Below are 16,706 nucleotides of genomic sequence, written 5' to 3' on the forward strand. Positions count from 1 at the left end.
AGGTATTTATTGTGGGCCTGTTCCGCCATTCACTTTACTGCCCAAAGAATTTGGATCATCTAATCGATATGGGTAGAGTTGAACATCACCAAATACTGTTGCTCCGCTATCACGATATTGATCAGTTGCAGAACTTCCAGTGTAAACATTTCCTGAGGCACTAAAATAACCTGAGCCTTGATTCCAGTGAGGTTTCGCTGAATTTTCAAAGTAATTATTTTCCACTAAAACCTCTGCGCCATTCCCCGCACTAATTGAAAAATAAGTAATGTTCTTCCAGTAATTATTAAACATATGCACACGAGAGTTATAGCCGTCTACTTTAGGGTTTCGCCCTGCAGCTGTATCCCAAAAATTGTGATGCGCTGTTATTTGAGAGTTTCTAAATAAATGGGTATACCAATGCTGGTTAGCGCAAACTTGAGGGTTATATCCATAAAAACGATTCCAACTTAAAGTAACGTTTTGACTATTGTCTACATCAATATATCCATCACTGATTTTATTAAATGCCATGTGATCAACCCATACATGACTACTATCATCTATTGAAATAGCATCACCTGCTTCTACAAGGGCTGGGTTAATACCCTCAAGCATAATGTTCTTAATAATAATATTTCGCTGATTACTAATAACGAGGCTAGCACCAATTATTTTCGAGTTTTTACCTAACCCTTGCAGCGTTTTATTTGATTGCACAATGATACGTCTATCATTACGGGTAACATTCACGGTTGAGTTTGAGCTACTTCCCAACTCACTACAGCTTTGATTACCAACGGGAATTCTGTACCACGTCTTACCGTAATCTCCCCATTGACCACAATCAAGTGGACAAGCCGGTACCGTTCTATTGGCGGTTCGACAATCAATCACAGTGTTATCAGGGACCTGAATAACCGCAGCAGAGCCAGAACTCAATGCAGTACTTAAATCATCACAGCTATATACTGTGATGGCAGTGTTATTACCACCACCGGTCGTTGTGCTCAATCCATCTTGACCTGCTTGAGATGCAAAGCCTATTAAGTCACTGGGAGTGGTTCCGGTAGTCCCACAGTCGCCATTTACTGGATTAATAAACCATCTTTGTGAACTGATCCCAGCATCATCATTTTGATAAACATTTGCAGTATTATTTGAGCCTGCAACTGTCAAAGATTTACCAGTTAACTTATTGACGATATTAAAGCCGCCCGATGAAGATGCTTTTAACAACCAACGTTGATTAGCCCCTTGCCAATCATCATAAGCAATTATATTTGCACCATTTGATTGCGATGAGTTCAACACATCAATAACTTTATTGTTAAATTTAGAGCGTATAATCCAATAGCCATCTGCTTCTTGAATAAGCTGAAACTTTTGGTTATTTCCACCCCAGTATTCGTAGCTAATAATATTCGGGGCTGAGCTAGAATCACTGGTATTTACATCAAGTGCAAGGCCAGAGCCTCTATTAATAATGGAATATACAGTGCCAGATTCAGGCATAGCACTACACTGTTGTGCATGAACAGCACTCTGAGCAAAACACGCAACTGCTAGTAGGCATAATGCTAACAGTTTAGTTTGGTTTAAAATCTTCAAGACTATCTCCTTTATTACATTTGTAATATAAAATTACATTATTAAAGAGATAGTTTAATTTATACGTACCTAAAAACACCTATTTATGTTTATTTTATGTAAACAAATGTTAAAAATTACCCAACAACGCAGCAATTTCGACCTTGCTTTTTCGCTTTATAAAGCGCGTCATCTGCTATTTTAAACAAGCTATCTGAATCAAACGCCTCATTAGCAGCCTTACTGGCAATACCTATCGATAAGGTAACATAGCTTAAGTCTGCACGGCCTTGGTGAGTTATGTGAGCTGATGCAACGGCGTTTCGTAGCGTTTCAGCCACTTTGAGTGCCTGATGCTTATCGGTATTGCTGAGCACAATAACAAATTCTTCGCCGCCATACCGAGCAACAAAGTGATTACTTGGCTGGGTGTTTTCTTTAAGAAGATTGGCGACCTCACAGAGCGCTTTGTCACCTTGATCATGCCCATAAAAGTCATTGTAGAGTTTAAAATGATCGATATCGGCGACAATCATTGAGATAGGTTGCGATGCTAAATCTGCATCGCTGGCAAGCTTCGCAAAATGTTTATCTAATGCCCGACGATTGGCAAGCATCGTCATTGAATCGGTGTAACTGATATGTTTTAACTTCTGGTGGCGCTCTAGTATTTCATCACGTTGATTTTCTATCAAAGTAAATAACTCATTCATACCTCGCCCGAGTTGGTGCAATTCGTTATTACCAAAATACTCTTCCCGAGCGCTAAAATCGTTATTACTGATTGCTGAATTCACCAATGTATAAAGCTTTCTGAGTGGCCTTAAAACCTGTTGATTTATATATAAATAAAACAAAATAAACACAGATCCAGATATCAATAAACCGGTAATTAAAGAGCTATCAAACAAGCTTCGGTCGTAAGTTCGTTCACGGGATGCGATAGATAGCACAAATAGTAAGTCTCCTGCTTGATCATTGACTCCTAAGTAAAGCCGTCGATTGTGTTGAGTCGTCTCGACTGCTCTCCTTTTCTCACCAAACACCCTAATTAGATGATCCCTATATTTAGGTGCTTCATCAATGCCATAAAAGCTAATATCATTTGCTAACCCTGGTGTTAGATTTTCGACAAAGTCTTCATCAATAAAGCTCCAAAGCAATAATGTCGCCACAAATTCACCAGTGCCATCGGACTTCGTTACATTGTAAGCGACGGTGACGGCAGGCGTTTTATCTATGGTAATAAACCGGACTTTATGAGTTAACTCAGATTGGCTATTGTCTATATCGCCAGATAAGATTATTAGGTCGTTTTTTATCAACAAATTGGGGCTTTCTAAAACCGTTGGTGAGTAAGGCTGATAATCACTATTAAAGCTGCCACCGCCAATAATATTTGCCTGTGTATCATATAAATACCAACCATTTACGTCTAACCGCTGTAGTGCGTCTGCAATAACATAGTCACTATTAAACCACTGGGTATCACGTTGCTGTGCAGCTTCATACATGGTATCCCAAGCAGCGCTGTCAAAGACCATTTTTGACAGCGCATCAACCTCTTGCTGAAGTTGTGACTCCACGCGCTGAATATCAATCCGATCATTTTGTTTTGTCATCGCTTCAAAAGTTGGCAATATCCAAAAATGCCGAATAATTGTTTGCGCCAACAAAATAGCAAAGCACGCCGCGGTGAAAGCAAGTAATAAGCGTTTTTTGAGCCTCGCACCAATCACCATAAAATACCAAACCAAGCAGAATAAAAAGTACATTAGTATTAAAAAGTATAACCACGTTTACTCAGTTTGCTTGCCAAGCTTTAATAAATCAGTCTCATAAAGGCAGAACCTCTACTAAAGTTGGTGACTGATAAATTGTAAAATCCCTGTTTATATCTAAACTTTTAGTATGAAATTTTGAAGGGCTACTGTATGAAAGGTATCGTCTTTACCGAGTTTTTAGACATGGTCGAAAATGAATTTTCTTATGAAGTGGCAGACAAAATCATTGAAGAAAACTCACTTGCTTCAAATGGGGCCTATACCAGTGTTGGTAATTACGACAACGCTGAAATGATCATGCTTATTACTTCGTTAAGTAAGCACGTCAATACGCCTGCAGAACAATTAGCCACGCACTATGGTAAGTATTTATTAAATCGTTTTTTTATCCTTTTTCCTCACTTTTTCACCAGTGTTTCAACTACGTTTGACTTTTTAGATACCATCGACCGCCATGTTCATGTAGAAGTTAAAAAGCTTTATAGCGATGCTGAGTTACCAAGCTTTGAAACAAAACGTATTAGTGAGCGCAAAATGCAAATGTTCTATCGCTCTGGAAACCCTTTCGCCTGTTTAGCAGGTGGATTAATTGAAGGTGCATGTGAAAAATTTAATGAAAAAATTACGATTAAAAAGGATATAAGCGCTGATCATATGTCGGCAACCTTTACTTTAACAAAAGAAGATTAGTGTGGATGAAGAACTCTACAAACGTAGAATAGAACGAGAGCGCCAGGCTCGAAAACAAGCCGAAGCCCTGTTAGAACAGAAGTCTTTAGAGTTATATGAAGCCAATATGACGCTAAAACATGCGGCCGAAAATCTAGAAAAAGAAGTTATTCTTCGCACACAAGATTTAAATAATGCAAAAGAGTTGGCCGATGCCGCCAATCAAGCTAAATCAATGTTTTTAGCTAATATGAGCCATGAAATCCGCACCCCTATGAATGCAATTTTGGGCATGGCACACCTCGCCCTTGATACTGAATTAACCGATAAACAATATGATTACGTTGAAAAAATTCAGCTTTCGGCCAAATCACTGCTTGGGATTATTAATGACATTCTCGATTTTTCTAAAATAGAAGCCAACAAGCTTGAACTTGAAAACAGTGATTTTAACTTAAATGACTTTCTTGCGAACCTCGCTAATTTAGCCAGTAGTTTAATTGAGAAAAATAACATCGAAGTCATTTTTGATATTGATGATGACATTCCAGAGTTTTTAATCGGTGACGCTCTTAGGCTTAATCAAGTTTTATTAAATTTACTGAGCAATGCCATTAAGTTTTCAAACCAGCAAGATGTCACGCTGAAACTGACAAAAAAATCACAAACCGATACCTCTATTTGTATTAATTTTCAGGTCATTGACCAAGGCATTGGTATGTCTGAAGAGCAAGTTAATAGTGTGTTTAAGCCTTTTTCACAAGCCGATGTTTCAACAACTCGTAAATTTGGTGGCACAGGTCTTGGTCTTGTTATCAGTAAAAAAATTATCGAGCTTATGGGAGGTCATATTGAGGTTAAAAGCCAATTAGACAAAGGGAGTAGCTTCAGTTTTGATGTGTTATTTTCGCTATCGGTTATGCAAAGCTGCCACGACACAGATATTTTCAAACATAAACGCGCTCTTATTATTGAGCAAAGCGACCAACCTGAAGCTATTTTAAATACCACGCTCAATGCATTAGACATCAATGTACAGACGATTGATTGCATGGATGAAAAGCTTTCTAACGCTGATATTAGTCACAACTACGACTTTATTTTTTTAGACTGGCACGTATTAAACTGCAAACAAAATAACATTCTAGAGAACCTCAAAAAGCAGCTTTCTATCGACATTAAAAAAACCATTATCCTCGCTTCTTATGAAAACCAAGAAGTTAAAGACACGCTAAGTACGCTAGATAAAACCGTTGAAGAAATATTATTAAAGCCGATTATTAAAGGGAACCTATTGAAAACCCTCGAGCATGTGATGGGTATCGCTACGAAAAAAGAGACCAGAGTCGACAATACATGCTTTAAAAAGCTTGCGGGCTCAAGAATACTGCTAGTTGAAGACAACCCGCTTAACCAACAAGTTGCATCGCAAATACTACGCTCAAATGGCTTTGTGGTTGATATTGCCGAAGATGGCATAGCAGCGATTGAAGCTGTCGAAAAAGAATCTTTCGATTGTATTTTGATGGACTGCCAAATGCCAAAAATGGATGGTTATACCGCAGCGAATAAAATTAAACAGCAATCAAAGTTTGCCCATATCCCTATTATCGCCATGACCGCCAACACTATGGAAGCCGACCTTACAAAAGCGAAAGAATCAGGAATGCAAGGCTATATAGCCAAGCCAATTGAAGTGCAAACCATGTTTGAGGTCATTGCAGAGCATTTAATGCAAAAGCAGCTGTAATTTCTAGTCAGTAAGCTCTATGATTTTTTGTTCTACTAATGAGTTGTTTTGCTTACGAAACTCATTTGGGTTAACCCCAACGATACTTTTAAACACACGGTTAAAGGTAGCAAGCGAAGAAAAGCCACTTTCCATTGCAATACTGAGTATACTCCAATGACTTGCTTCATCTTTTAATAACAGCCCTTGCGCATGCTGTATTCGATACTGATTAATAAACAAATTAAAATTTGCGGCTTTAAAATGATAACGAATAGCCCGGCTGATCTTATACTCAGGTACTGCTAATGCTTGAGCAAAATCAGAAATTTTCAAATTAGTTTGCAAATAAACCTGCTTATTGATGAGTGCTTCTATGCCAGTAATAAGCTCAGGCTCTACCTCTTTATTTTCAGATTGTTCAGCCTGATGGATAGCTTTCATTACCTTTTCAGAGTTCACCACTTTACTATCAATAGCTTCAGGCACTGTGTTGTGGGCACGTTTTTGCAAAAACATCACTAACTGCATTGCAAGTACAATCAACAATGCTGATGAGGCAATTATAAGCGGCTCAAATTGTTGAAATTCGCTTTCACTGAATAAAAATTTAGGCAGTATGCTGGCATTAAATACCGCTAAAAAGTAGCAACTAGCAAAAATATTTGCCTGCAACTTTTGCGTTTGTGTTTTCTCTTTATAGCCTCGTAATGCTTCCCAAAAAGAGAGCACCAAAATACTCGAAGATAGCAACACCGTTATTTCGACCATACCTTGCTTTAAACGCCACATGAATTGGCTATCAGGGAAAACTTGCACATCAATACTCACCAAATAATGCCAAGTTTGGTTAAACATAATTAAACCCGCAATAGCAACTGCCACGGCAATATGTACCGAAGCAATAGGCTTATGCTTACGAAACAAAGTGCGTGATATAAGCCAAGACATATTACAGGTTGCGCAGGTAAATAAGCCAATTAAATAACTGTAAACACCAATAGTTGGTGCACTGATTTTTTGCACCCCAACCATGCAAAGCGAACCGCAAAATACTGCAAACAGATAATGAATAAGCTGCTTCTCTTTTTTCATACCATTTAGCAGCATGAGCCCCATACAAACAAAAACGAGTAAGTAATAAGGGGAAGTATTTTGCATAACTCTACATACCTTAAATTGGGAGTTTGATGAATTATTTACCAATCAGATAAGTTTACTTTTTCAAGATCAACATAGCAAAAAGAGTTTGTTAGTGAATATGTCAAACTCTGTGTGAGCTCTCAAAAACAAACACAATATTTCATTGATCAAATTTCGAATTTGAGAAGAAATCTTGCTCTAGCCCTTTATATTAGCGGTATTAGAAAAATGTAATGGAATTGATGATGTTTAACAAAGATAGCAAAATCACACCTTTAAAAGCGCTCGAATACAGTAAAAAGCTTTGGTTTATTAGCCTGCTAATGGCGCAAACTTGCTTTGTAGTTTATCTCATTCTTGGTTATGGAATGTCAGCGTTAACTACAGGTCTATCAGGTTGGAACCGACTTAATAACACCGCCTATGTTGCTAATGATGCCACAGGGAATTTGATGTATGCAGTGCATGTATTATTTGCGGTAGTGATGATCCTTGGCGGAAGCTTACAACTCATTGAAAAACTGAGGACAAAATACAGAGCATTCCATCGCTACAATGGTCGTGTATTTGTTGTTTTAGCTTGCTGTATTTCATTTGCTGGCATGTATTTAATGATAGTAAGGGGCACCGTTGGTAATACACTGATGCATGCACTGACAATGTTTGGCGGCTTAGTGGTTATTGTATCAAGTATATTTGCAGTGAAAACAGCACGGGCTCGTAACTTCAATGCTCATCAAAGGTGGGCTATACGGTTATATCTTGCGGCTAATGGTGTGTTGTTTTTTAGATTATTGATATTTGCATGGTTTTTAGTATTTGGCACCTTAGGCGTTGATACCGCCACATTCACTGGGCCTGCCGTGCTTGCTGTTAGCCTTTGTTCTTACTTAGTACCACTTTTAATAGCCGAACTTGTTCGCTATGCAGCTCGTACAAATATTACGTTTATCACTATCGGCACTGCCTGTTTAATGACGCTAATATCAATCGTGTTCTTAATCGGCTTATTTGGGGTGACTTTGGCAAACTGGTACCCTGCGATTGTTGGCTAACTAACTCTCATACAATAAAGCCACCTAAATTGGTGGCTTTATGAACATAATTTACGTCACTATAAAATTAATACAGTTCAAATAGTGGACGACCATTTTCGTCGTACTTCACTTCCATAACTCGAGCATGGCGGTTTGGATCGTAAAGCGGATCTTTTACAATCTCTTCAAGTGGACGGGTGTCTGTTTTTGGCACCACACTTGGTTCACCAACTGCGTGCTCATAGTCACGAGCATGGTAAATACACAGTGGTGTTTCACCATCTTCAGCTACTGTAAAACAGTTATGACCTGGGCCGAAAATTTTCTTTTCAACACTTGTTTCAAGCACAGGCATACGTGTTTTAGTCCACGAATTACGATCAAGTAAATCGCTGTTTTCATCGGCTTCCATATAGCCCATGCAGTAACATGCACCTGTTGCGCTTGCAGAGAAAGCAATAAAGATTTTACCGTTATTTTTAAGTACTGCCGGGCCTTCATTTACCCAAAAGTCGACACGTTCCCAATCGTAATCAGGTGTAGTCAGCATAAACTGCGCTGTTTTTAACTTAATTGGAGATTCCATCTCAGCTAAATACAGGTTTGATGCAGCAAATTGACCGCCGGTTTTCTCTGCCCAGCAGAAGTAACGCTTACCGTTATTTTCAAAAATAGTGGCATCTAAAGAAAAATCGGTGAACGACTTTTCATCGCCCTCAGCGGCTTGCATCATGCCAAGTTCAACCCACTCATCATTTAGCGGATCTTGGCCTTTACACTCAAGCACATACGGGCGTAATGCCCAAATATCATCTTCTTCACTGGCTGCGAAGTAGATGTACCATTTGCCATCGAGGTAATGAATTTCAGGTGCCCAGATATGACGGCTCATCGGGCCGCTGTCATGTTTAAACCAAATATCAAAGGTTTCAGCGTCTTTTAAGCCCTCTAATGTCGCAGACTTACGAAGTTCAATGCGATCATAAGTTGGTACAGAACCTGTAAAATAATAAAAACCATCACTGTGCTTATGCACAAATGGATCGGCACGCTGCTCTACTAACGGACTATTTGTTTGTAATGTCATCTTGAAACCTGATCGTTAAATTTTAATTTGTATTATTTTATTACTTTTAAGTAAGAACACAAATATAACATTATTTTTAACAGACAGTGAAAAGAAATGTAAGCTTGAGCTGTGAGTTTCAAGATACCCGTTCTAAGCAAAGGAGTTAAAGCTAGCTCGTTATCGAAAGCATTTGGAAAAAAGGGGGCTTCCCCCCTTTGTTTGGGATCACTAAAACAAGCTTTATTTAAAGCCCCTCTTAGATTTTTTAGATAAAACGAGGTCAACTGGCATAACATCGCCCGATACCTTCTTCACAATTAAAGTATGTGAGCCAGCTGATAAGTCATGTTTTTCGAACACAATACTTTGTACTTGGCGATAATTATTACCATCGAAAATAGAGAATATGCCTTGTGACTTACCATCTAAGATAACTTCAACATCGCCATGGTTAATACCTTTTGAAGTCGCAAAAACAATGCTTGAACCACTAAAGTCATAACTAAACGACGCACCATTAACGGTTGTCATGTGTAAATCTTGTTGGTATTCGCCAGTATTTGTGTGCTCAGACCTCATCCAGTTGCCATTTTCACTATATTGAATTCGAGGGTCATTATCGTTTATCAGCTCGAGGCCTGAATAGGTTATATCACTTGTTGTGCCGAGGGTATTACCGATAGTCTGAATTTGCACCAATCGATCGGCAATCCAGCTACCGTCAGGGTTAATTGCCACATCTAATGTTATCAACCCACCTTCATCTGCAATTTGTTTTACCCTATTTGCTATATCTGTGTTCGAATATCTTAAGCTGCTCTTTAAGCCTCCCCATCCTCCGTCAGAAGTGTAGGTAAATCCATGCCACTGCACTTTTGTATCCAAAGCAGTTATGACTTTTTTAGAAGAAGGAGCCTTAGGTAACTCGTTAGTTTTACCTGATGTGTATTGACTGTGTGGATCTTTGGGGATAAAGCTATGCTCGTCACCAGCATGAAAACTAATCGTCGCATTTGGGTTGCCACTTCGAGCAGACTGAGTAAGTTGGTCTGCAACAGGGTAAGCATTCTTTGCCTCGAGTTTTTGTTTCGATTCATCTGCTTTAAACCAATTATCAAACCACCAGCCAGCGATGTTAGCTCCCCAAGCCTGCGATCTTTCGCTGACAAAACCAGTTATAAACCAATCAGGGTAAGGTACTTTCTTTTTTGTACCCGTCCATCTATCCCCTGAGTGCGAAGGTAGGTAAGCAATTAACTTAATACCTTTTAGTTTAAGTGCTTTCGCTAAATCCAAAACAAGGTCACGGTTAGGCGTGTAATCAGCCTGATTTGAGTTAACTTGGGTAATACAACCTGGTGCAATCTGTTTGCTCGGACATGCCGGTGAGTGTAAATCATAAATGTCACTCATCGTCGACAGGTAACCACGGTTTTGAGTAATGGTAAAAATTACATAAGCATAACCAAGCTTGGCTGCTTTATCCGCATAATCGTCAACATCAAAACCATTTACATAGTTATTCCACTCGTTATAGTCTGTGATTTGATACCATGCATTATCTAAAGTGCCACCAGCAAGATAGTGATGACTAATCCCCCACTTTGCATCTTGCATCCAATTAACTTCGCTTGCTCGCAGAGACGCACTCGAGTGTAAAATAGTAATTGCTACTGTTATACCAGATACAATTTTATAGGGCCGACTTTTCAAAATAACCAAACCAGATGAAAGCTAAAACTTGTTACGAGTTTAACTGTTTACATTTAATCAACAATAAGATTACTCTGGGAAATCGTCATTAAACCCAACACACCACTCAACATAAAATGGTTAAATATATGAAATTTAAAAAGTAAAAAAACTTTTACTATGTGAATTTTCTGATTCGTTGACAAACAATATGTTAGCGCTTTATATAGAATATTGATTTAAATTCGTCTTAAAAGTCGCCAATACGCTTTAGTTTATAGCTGAAGTTCTAAATAATTATGTTGTAGATGATTAACCTAAACCAAAGCCTCCTTCTGGATGCTTTTTTTGGGTTATAAAAAAAGCCGCTACAAATGTAGCGGCTTATTACTAAGTAAATCTTATTTAATCAAAACTATGTTTAATTAAACGAGTGATGATGCCATCTCTTTTTAAACCATAAAACTGATTATTAGCATCAAGTAAATGTCCGCTAGACTGAGAAGAGATACTGTCTTGCTCAACAAAATTAGAAAGGTTTAGACGAATGACTTTTGAGTCAGTTAAAACCAGCGCAAGGTTTTGTGTTTCATCGAAAACAACTTCAATAATATCAGAATCTAACCCTGCAATAGCCATACCGTGGGTCATGTCGCTACTGTAAAACACATCACCGCCGCGACTTATCACGAACTCACCATTAGGTGTAACCCAAACACGGCCATTTATTTCATAGTCACCATGATAAGGGCTGTCTCCCAATGCTTCTATATCATCACTACTAATGTCAAACTTTTCAAAATCTGATGGGTATGATCCAGTATCGGCAGCGAAAACAGTATTACCCGTTGGGTGTAAATCTAAAACCCCTTTTTGGTAAATATCTGTGTAGCTGAACACATTACCGTTAAGCCCGTTAAGTGCGTATATTCTAGTATGTTGCCCTGATCCTGATGAGACAATGAGTTTGTTTTGTTGATTAATAACAAGATCAAATGGGTCCGTTGGCACTGAATACACGTTTATTTTCGCTTGTTCAGCCAAGTCAAAAACAGCAATGTAACCACTTTGATCTTCTGTATACCAATACATACTATGCTCTTGTTTAAGCAAAGATACATAAAGTCGCGAGCTATCTTGAGAGACCGTCATATTTTCAGGCATGAAATCAAACTCAAAATACTTCTCGGTTTCACCTGTTAATAAGTCAACTAAATAAAGTCGCTTAGCTTGTTTATCTGTGACATATAACTTTTGCCTCACCGAATCAACAGCTGTATCTGTCACTCTAAATTGCAATTCAAAGGCCGTGCTATCGGTCACTTGTGTTCCATAGTCTGTGCCTTGAGCTACCTCAATTGTAATCATTTTAATATTGGAAGCACCTGCAGAGTCTTTTACTTGCAGAGTAATATTTTTGCTACCAGAAAGAATATACTTTTTGCTGATGAGGGGATCAGAGCTAAAGTCAGTATCCCATAGGTTATCGCCATCAAGATCCCAGCGATATTGCAAGTTTGCACCATCTTCTGCATCAGTACTTACTGCAGCATTAAATTCATAGTTATCACTCGTTGTGCCATTTTCTGGTGTATAAGTAAAATCAGCAACTGGCGCCATGTTAGTACCACATATGCTACAAGGATGTTCAACCACAACCATAGTTGTTACTGCCGACTCTGCACTCAACACTATTACTTGGTTATCATTAACAATCACATCGAATGCATTTTCTACTTCAATACTGCCAGCTTTAAACCATGTAGACAGATTAAAATAAGGCACTTCACCTTTATCAGTAACAATAAAAGCTAGATTTTGTTGAGAGTCAAAATTCAATGCTGTAATCAGCTCATCCCCTTCTTCAAAACCTTCTAGCGTTTGAACGTAAGTCATATTGTCGGTACGGAATACATGACCACCACGACTAATTAGATAGTTACCATCAGGCGTTATCCAAACACGACCTCCTATTGTGAAATCACCATGATATGGAGAGTCCCCAACAGAGGTAATACCAGCTCCACTAATATCAAACTTTTCAAAATCAGATGGAGTTAAGTTAGTATCTGCAGCAAAGACATAATTCCCCGATGGGTGTAGAGTTAAACGTGCCCCCTGATAAATCGAAGAGCTACCAAGAAAGTCACCATTCTCAGCGTCAAACGCATAAATGTTCGTCCATTGTCCAGAACCTGAAGATACGATAAGTTTGTTCTGATCATTTATGACTAGATCATACGGGTCAGTTTGTATTTCAAATAAATTGACTTGGCTTTGCTTTTCTAAATCAAAGACCGCAATGTAGCCATTTTGTTCTTCACTCCACCAATATGAACTGTGCTCTTGAGTAAGAAGAGCAACATAAAGTAGCTTACCATCAGGTGATAATGTCATTCGCTCCGGCATAAACTCAAATTCGAAGTACTTTTTAGTTTCGCCATCAGCTATGTCTACAACATATAATCGCTTAGCTGATTTATCTGTTACGTAAAGCTTTTGTCGAGGTACATCGGTAATTTTTGCTGTTACATTAAATTGTAATTCGTATGCAGAGCCATCAGTTACGTCACTGCCCGAATCTTCCCCTTGTGAAACATTAATTTCAACTGTAACGCTGTCTACAGCACCAACCGTATCCATTACCTGTAGAGTTACGAAATGAGTACCTGCAGTTATGAACTTTTTACTTGTATCTGAGCTCGTCGTAAAATCAGTATCCCATTGACCATCATCATCAAAGTCCCAGCGATATTGCAGTTCAGAGCTCTGTGTATCATAGCTACTCGAAGCATCAAATTCATACATATCAGTTGTTAAACCAGTATCTGGCGTATAAGTAAACTGAGCTACAGGAGCTGTATTGCCGATACAATCAGCGCATTGATAAGGTGTTTTAATCACATAAAGAGTATTATCATTTTCGGTCACTGAGTATGTGAATTGCTCAGCAAGAAACACCTGCTGAACATCTCCAGGTTGAGTAATCGCTCTGAAAACTTCTAATGACTGGAGGTTTATTAAATATATATTTCCATTTGAACTTGCAAAAGCAACCTTGTTCTTCTCATCAAACTGAATATCATCAATAGTAAACATCCCTAATACTTGCGAAACGTGAGTCATATCAGAGACTTTAAATATATTGCCCCAACGAGAAAACACGAAGTCTTCTGAAACCCAAATACGCCCCCCAATACTATAATCACCATGATATGGAGAGTCACCGCGTGAAATGATACCTTCACCGGAAATATCAAACTTTTCAAAATCTGCTGGCGATATATCTGTATCAGCAGCAAAAACATAATTTTGCGAAGGATCTAAGCTGAGGTAAGACTGGTGTCTGATCCACTCATTCCCCGTTTGATATCCTGTTTCTGCACTGTATGAAAGAATTGAGGTCCATTGACTAGATCCCGATGAAACAATCACTTTTCCTGTGTTTGTCGCGACAATATCAAATGGATCTACGGCAACGCTAAAACGTTTTTGTTGCTGGACTTTATTTCGCGATAAATTATAAACAACAATTTCACCACTACCGTCAACTTCTGAGTAATATTCAAAGTCTCGATCAAGTAGCGACACATAAAGGGTATTATTTGCAATAGCCATTCTTCTTGGCATTTTTTCATATTGCAGTGTCTGAATAACCTTTCCTGTATCAGGACTAACAATATATAAAGATTTATTGATCTGGTCGGTAATGAATACTCTATTTGTAACTTTATGATAGACCATGTGAGTAATATGTTTGATCGATGAATCGAGGGCATGGCTCATACTCAACGTCGCATCATTAATATCATCTATACCATCGTTGTCATCATCAGCATCAGCATTATCGCCGATACCATCTAAATCAAAATCAGCACTCTCGCTGTTATCCCATGGAAATAAATCATCCCTATCAGAAACACCATCATTATCATCATCTGTATCGGCAGCATTGCTGATGCCATCTCCATCTGAATCGATAACTTTAGATGTAGATAAAGTGCTCGAAAAGTGAGAAATCGCAAATTCTTGCGTTACAAAATCAGTATCAGCAATAGATGAAAAAAGGCCTTTTTGTATTAATAATTGAGCAAATTCCTCAGCCGGCAACGCTAGATCAGCATTTGAAATACCTGCGCTTTCTAACTGTTGAACAAGGTCACTATCAAGGGTTATTGAATTTGATGGGTCTTTATCTTCATCTAAAGATTGCAACAATCGAATCGTATTAAGCACTATCGGGCTATATAAGTTTCGGCTGTCTAAAATATCAAGAGGTGTGACTACGGCTGCAGCGGGAATTGTAGGAAACTCAATACTAGCAAGCGAAAATGTGACATTATCGTTTTCTTTGTATTGATATTCACCAGCGCTATTAGTAACGCCAGATTCACCTGAACTTGTTGTATAGTTCAGGCCTGCAACAGCCGAATCTAAAAAAACGCCTGTCATTAAGACTGGATCTGGCGTTGTTGTTGGGTTATCAGTTGTAGGTTGTTCTGATTTAGAGTCTCCTCCACCACCGCCACCACCACATCCGGTAAGCAAAGCAACAGGGAAGATCAACGAAAAGAGTATTTTTGAACGAGTTCCATTCATAAAACTATTCCACTTTATATAATTATTATCGGCCAATTAGTATACATTTGTTCCTAATAAAACGATAGCAATTTAACATTTGTTAACAGTAAAATTTCATTTTTCGCACCTAAGTCTTACTGTTAATTTTGTTCCATTGAATGGTGAGGTGTTCTGAAAAACTATTTCAGATTATACCAACCTGCTTAATTAAGTGATCTATTTTGAGGCAATAAAACCTCGTTGATAGCAAGGCAAAAATTTCGTTATTTAGTTGTTCTCGGCAATTGCACCTGCATTGCTCTACCTTCTGCACCCATGCAGTCGTAAGTCAGAAATTTTTAACGCAGATAGCGACAGGTTTAATCCCTCAAAATGATTAAGTATTATTGCGGATTGGTATTGCTTATCGTCACTTGTGCATTATTAACTTCACGGCTCGTTTCAGAAAGCCCTACCTTTGTGGCACCACCCAATAGCCAAATTTGGCCGTTTAATGTAACCGCCCCTAAACCGTGGCGAGGTGTTTGCCATTCGAAAGTTTTGCGCCATTGCTGCTTGGTTAAATCATAACTAAAAACCTCACGGTCAACTCCTTGGCTATGTTCACCGCCAAACACAGTGATAGCATTATCAATAACTGCCGCCGCATGCCCTGCTCGTGCTTTAGGGAGTGCTGCATGTGCTTGCCAGGTGTTTGTTTCGGGTAAGTATTCGAGCATGTCAGTGATAGGCTCGCCGCCAACTGTTCTGCCACCTAACACAAACCAACGGCCGTTTACTTGTGCACTCGCCGCACTATTTCTAGCCGAAGGTAAGGGCGCGGCTTCTTTGAAGGTGAAGCTTTTAGGATCAAAAATTAAATGCGCACTCACATCTAAACTATGTTGCCATTGCCCATTTTTCTCACTATTTGGGCTACGGCCACCAGCTAAATGTACTTTACCATTAAGCACTGCGCCCACAGTCTCACTTAACGCAAAAGGCAAACTCGCCACCTTTTGCCATGCTTTAGCGCCCTTATCTAGCATTAACACATCACGGCTATTGGTCCACTGGCCTTGTGTATTAACAAAACCACCAAAGGCAAATAATCTGTTTTCTACTGCAATTAAATACGTGTGATGACGCCCTTCAGGCAAACTAGGAGCTGATTTCCAACTTGCATACTCGGGTGACCAATAATGGACTTTTGCAGTCATATTACCCGTTGATGCTGGCAGCTCGGTAGAGATCCCCCCTGCAACCCAAATATGTTGGTTCATTACTGTAGGGTAAATTTCTTGTATAGCCTCTGGGAGCTTTGGTGCTAACGGCTCTTTTGCCGATAACGTATAAGGTAAACAAGTAATAGAAAATGCTAACAACAGTTTGGCTAAGCGCATATAAATCCTTAATGAGCAGTTATTTAGCAAAAAGTTAAACTAGTTGTA

At 38.8% G+C, this 16,706-nt stretch carries 10 protein-coding genes; 3 read left to right on the forward strand and 7 right to left on the reverse strand.

Annotated elements, in window-relative coordinates; translation table 11 throughout:
• Positions 1 to 6: 6 nt before the first annotated feature.
• Complete coding sequence (locus AOG26_RS00395) at positions 7 to 1,593, reverse strand: RICIN domain-containing protein (RefSeq protein ID WP_054560725.1); 1,587 nt, start codon at positions 1,591 to 1,593, stop codon at positions 7 to 9.
• 116 nt (positions 1,594 to 1,709) lie between these two features.
• Positions 1,710 to 3,314 carry a sensor domain-containing diguanylate cyclase gene (locus AOG26_RS00400; RefSeq protein WP_054560726.1) on the reverse strand — a complete coding sequence of 535 codons (1,605 nt, stop codon included), beginning with the start codon at positions 3,312 to 3,314 and terminating at the stop codon, positions 1,710 to 1,712.
• Positions 3,315 to 3,506: 192 nt separating this feature from the next.
• Between AOG26_RS00400 and AOG26_RS00405 the strand changes: the two genes are divergently transcribed.
• Together AOG26_RS00405 and AOG26_RS00410 are read left to right on the forward strand one after the other, a co-directional pair.
• Complete coding sequence (locus AOG26_RS00405; protein WP_054560727.1) at positions 3,507 to 4,046, forward strand: heme NO-binding domain-containing protein; 540 nt, start codon at positions 3,507 to 3,509, stop codon at positions 4,044 to 4,046.
• A gap of 1 nt (position 4,047) precedes the next feature.
• On the forward strand, positions 4,048 to 5,775 hold the full coding sequence (locus AOG26_RS00410) for a response regulator (protein WP_054560728.1): 1,728 nt from the start codon (positions 4,048 to 4,050) through the stop codon (positions 5,773 to 5,775).
• A 3-nt stretch (positions 5,776 to 5,778) separates the two neighbouring features.
• On the opposite strand, the gene AOG26_RS00415 is transcribed toward AOG26_RS00410, so the two are convergent.
• A complete protein-coding gene (locus AOG26_RS00415; RefSeq protein WP_235575451.1) occupies positions 5,779 to 6,915 on the reverse strand; it encodes a helix-turn-helix transcriptional regulator in 1,137 nt (378 codons plus the stop codon).
• A gap of 224 nt (positions 6,916 to 7,139) precedes the next feature.
• On the opposite strand from AOG26_RS00415, the gene AOG26_RS00420 reads away from it, so the two are divergent.
• Positions 7,140 to 7,952, forward strand: a complete 813-nt coding sequence (locus AOG26_RS00420) for a DUF2306 domain-containing protein (protein WP_235575452.1) — start codon at positions 7,140 to 7,142, stop codon at positions 7,950 to 7,952.
• A gap of 67 nt (positions 7,953 to 8,019) precedes the next feature.
• Here the strand turns inward: AOG26_RS00420 and AOG26_RS00425 are convergent, their stop codons facing one another.
• The 4 genes from AOG26_RS00425 to AOG26_RS00440 form a co-directional block, all read right to left on the reverse strand.
• On the reverse strand, positions 8,020 to 9,021 hold the full coding sequence (locus AOG26_RS00425; RefSeq protein WP_054560730.1) for a family 43 glycosylhydrolase: 1,002 nt from the start codon (positions 9,019 to 9,021) through the stop codon (positions 8,020 to 8,022).
• Positions 9,022 to 9,243: 222 nt separating this feature from the next.
• A complete protein-coding gene (locus tag AOG26_RS00430; protein WP_054560731.1) occupies positions 9,244 to 10,620 on the reverse strand; it encodes a hypothetical protein in 1,377 nt (458 codons plus the stop codon).
• Between the two features lie 480 nt (positions 10,621 to 11,100).
• Complete coding sequence (locus tag AOG26_RS00435) at positions 11,101 to 15,294, reverse strand: PKD domain-containing protein (protein WP_054560732.1); 4,194 nt, start codon at positions 15,292 to 15,294, stop codon at positions 11,101 to 11,103.
• Between the two features lie 365 nt (positions 15,295 to 15,659).
• The gene (locus tag AOG26_RS00440; protein WP_054560733.1) at positions 15,660 to 16,658 is read right to left on the reverse strand and encodes a Kelch repeat-containing protein; all 999 of its coding nucleotides are present in this window, start codon (positions 16,656 to 16,658) and stop codon (positions 15,660 to 15,662) included.
• Positions 16,659 to 16,706 lie beyond the last annotated feature (48 nt).

This window comes from Pseudoalteromonas sp. UCD-33C (assembly GCF_001306895.1).
Lineage (GTDB): Bacteria > Pseudomonadota > Gammaproteobacteria > Enterobacterales > Alteromonadaceae > Pseudoalteromonas.

Bases quoted from the DNA above. Each gene is read 5' to 3' on its own strand.
- AOG26_RS00430 (WP_054560731.1), bottom strand. From the start codon at position 10,620: ATGCAAGATGCAAAGTGGGGGATTAGTCATCACTATCTTGCTGGTGGC.
- AOG26_RS00435 (WP_054560732.1), bottom strand. From the start codon at position 15,294: ATGAATGGAACTCGTTCAAAAATACTCTTTTCGTTGATCTTCCCTGTT.
- AOG26_RS00415 (WP_235575451.1), bottom strand. From the start codon at position 6,915: ATGCAAAATACTTCCCCTTATTACTTACTCGTTTTTGTTTGTATGGGG.
- AOG26_RS00425 (WP_054560730.1), bottom strand. From the start codon at position 9,021: ATGACATTACAAACAAATAGTCCGTTAGTAGAGCAGCGTGCCGATCCA.
- AOG26_RS00405 (WP_054560727.1), top strand. From the start codon at position 3,507: ATGAAAGGTATCGTCTTTACCGAGTTTTTAGACATGGTCGAAAATGAA.
- AOG26_RS00440 (WP_054560733.1), bottom strand. From the start codon at position 16,658: ATGCGCTTAGCCAAACTGTTGTTAGCATTTTCTATTACTTGTTTACCT.
- AOG26_RS00420 (WP_235575452.1), top strand. From the start codon at position 7,140: ATGATGTTTAACAAAGATAGCAAAATCACACCTTTAAAAGCGCTCGAA.
- AOG26_RS00400 (WP_054560726.1), bottom strand. From the start codon at position 3,314: ATGGTGATTGGTGCGAGGCTCAAAAAACGCTTATTACTTGCTTTCACC.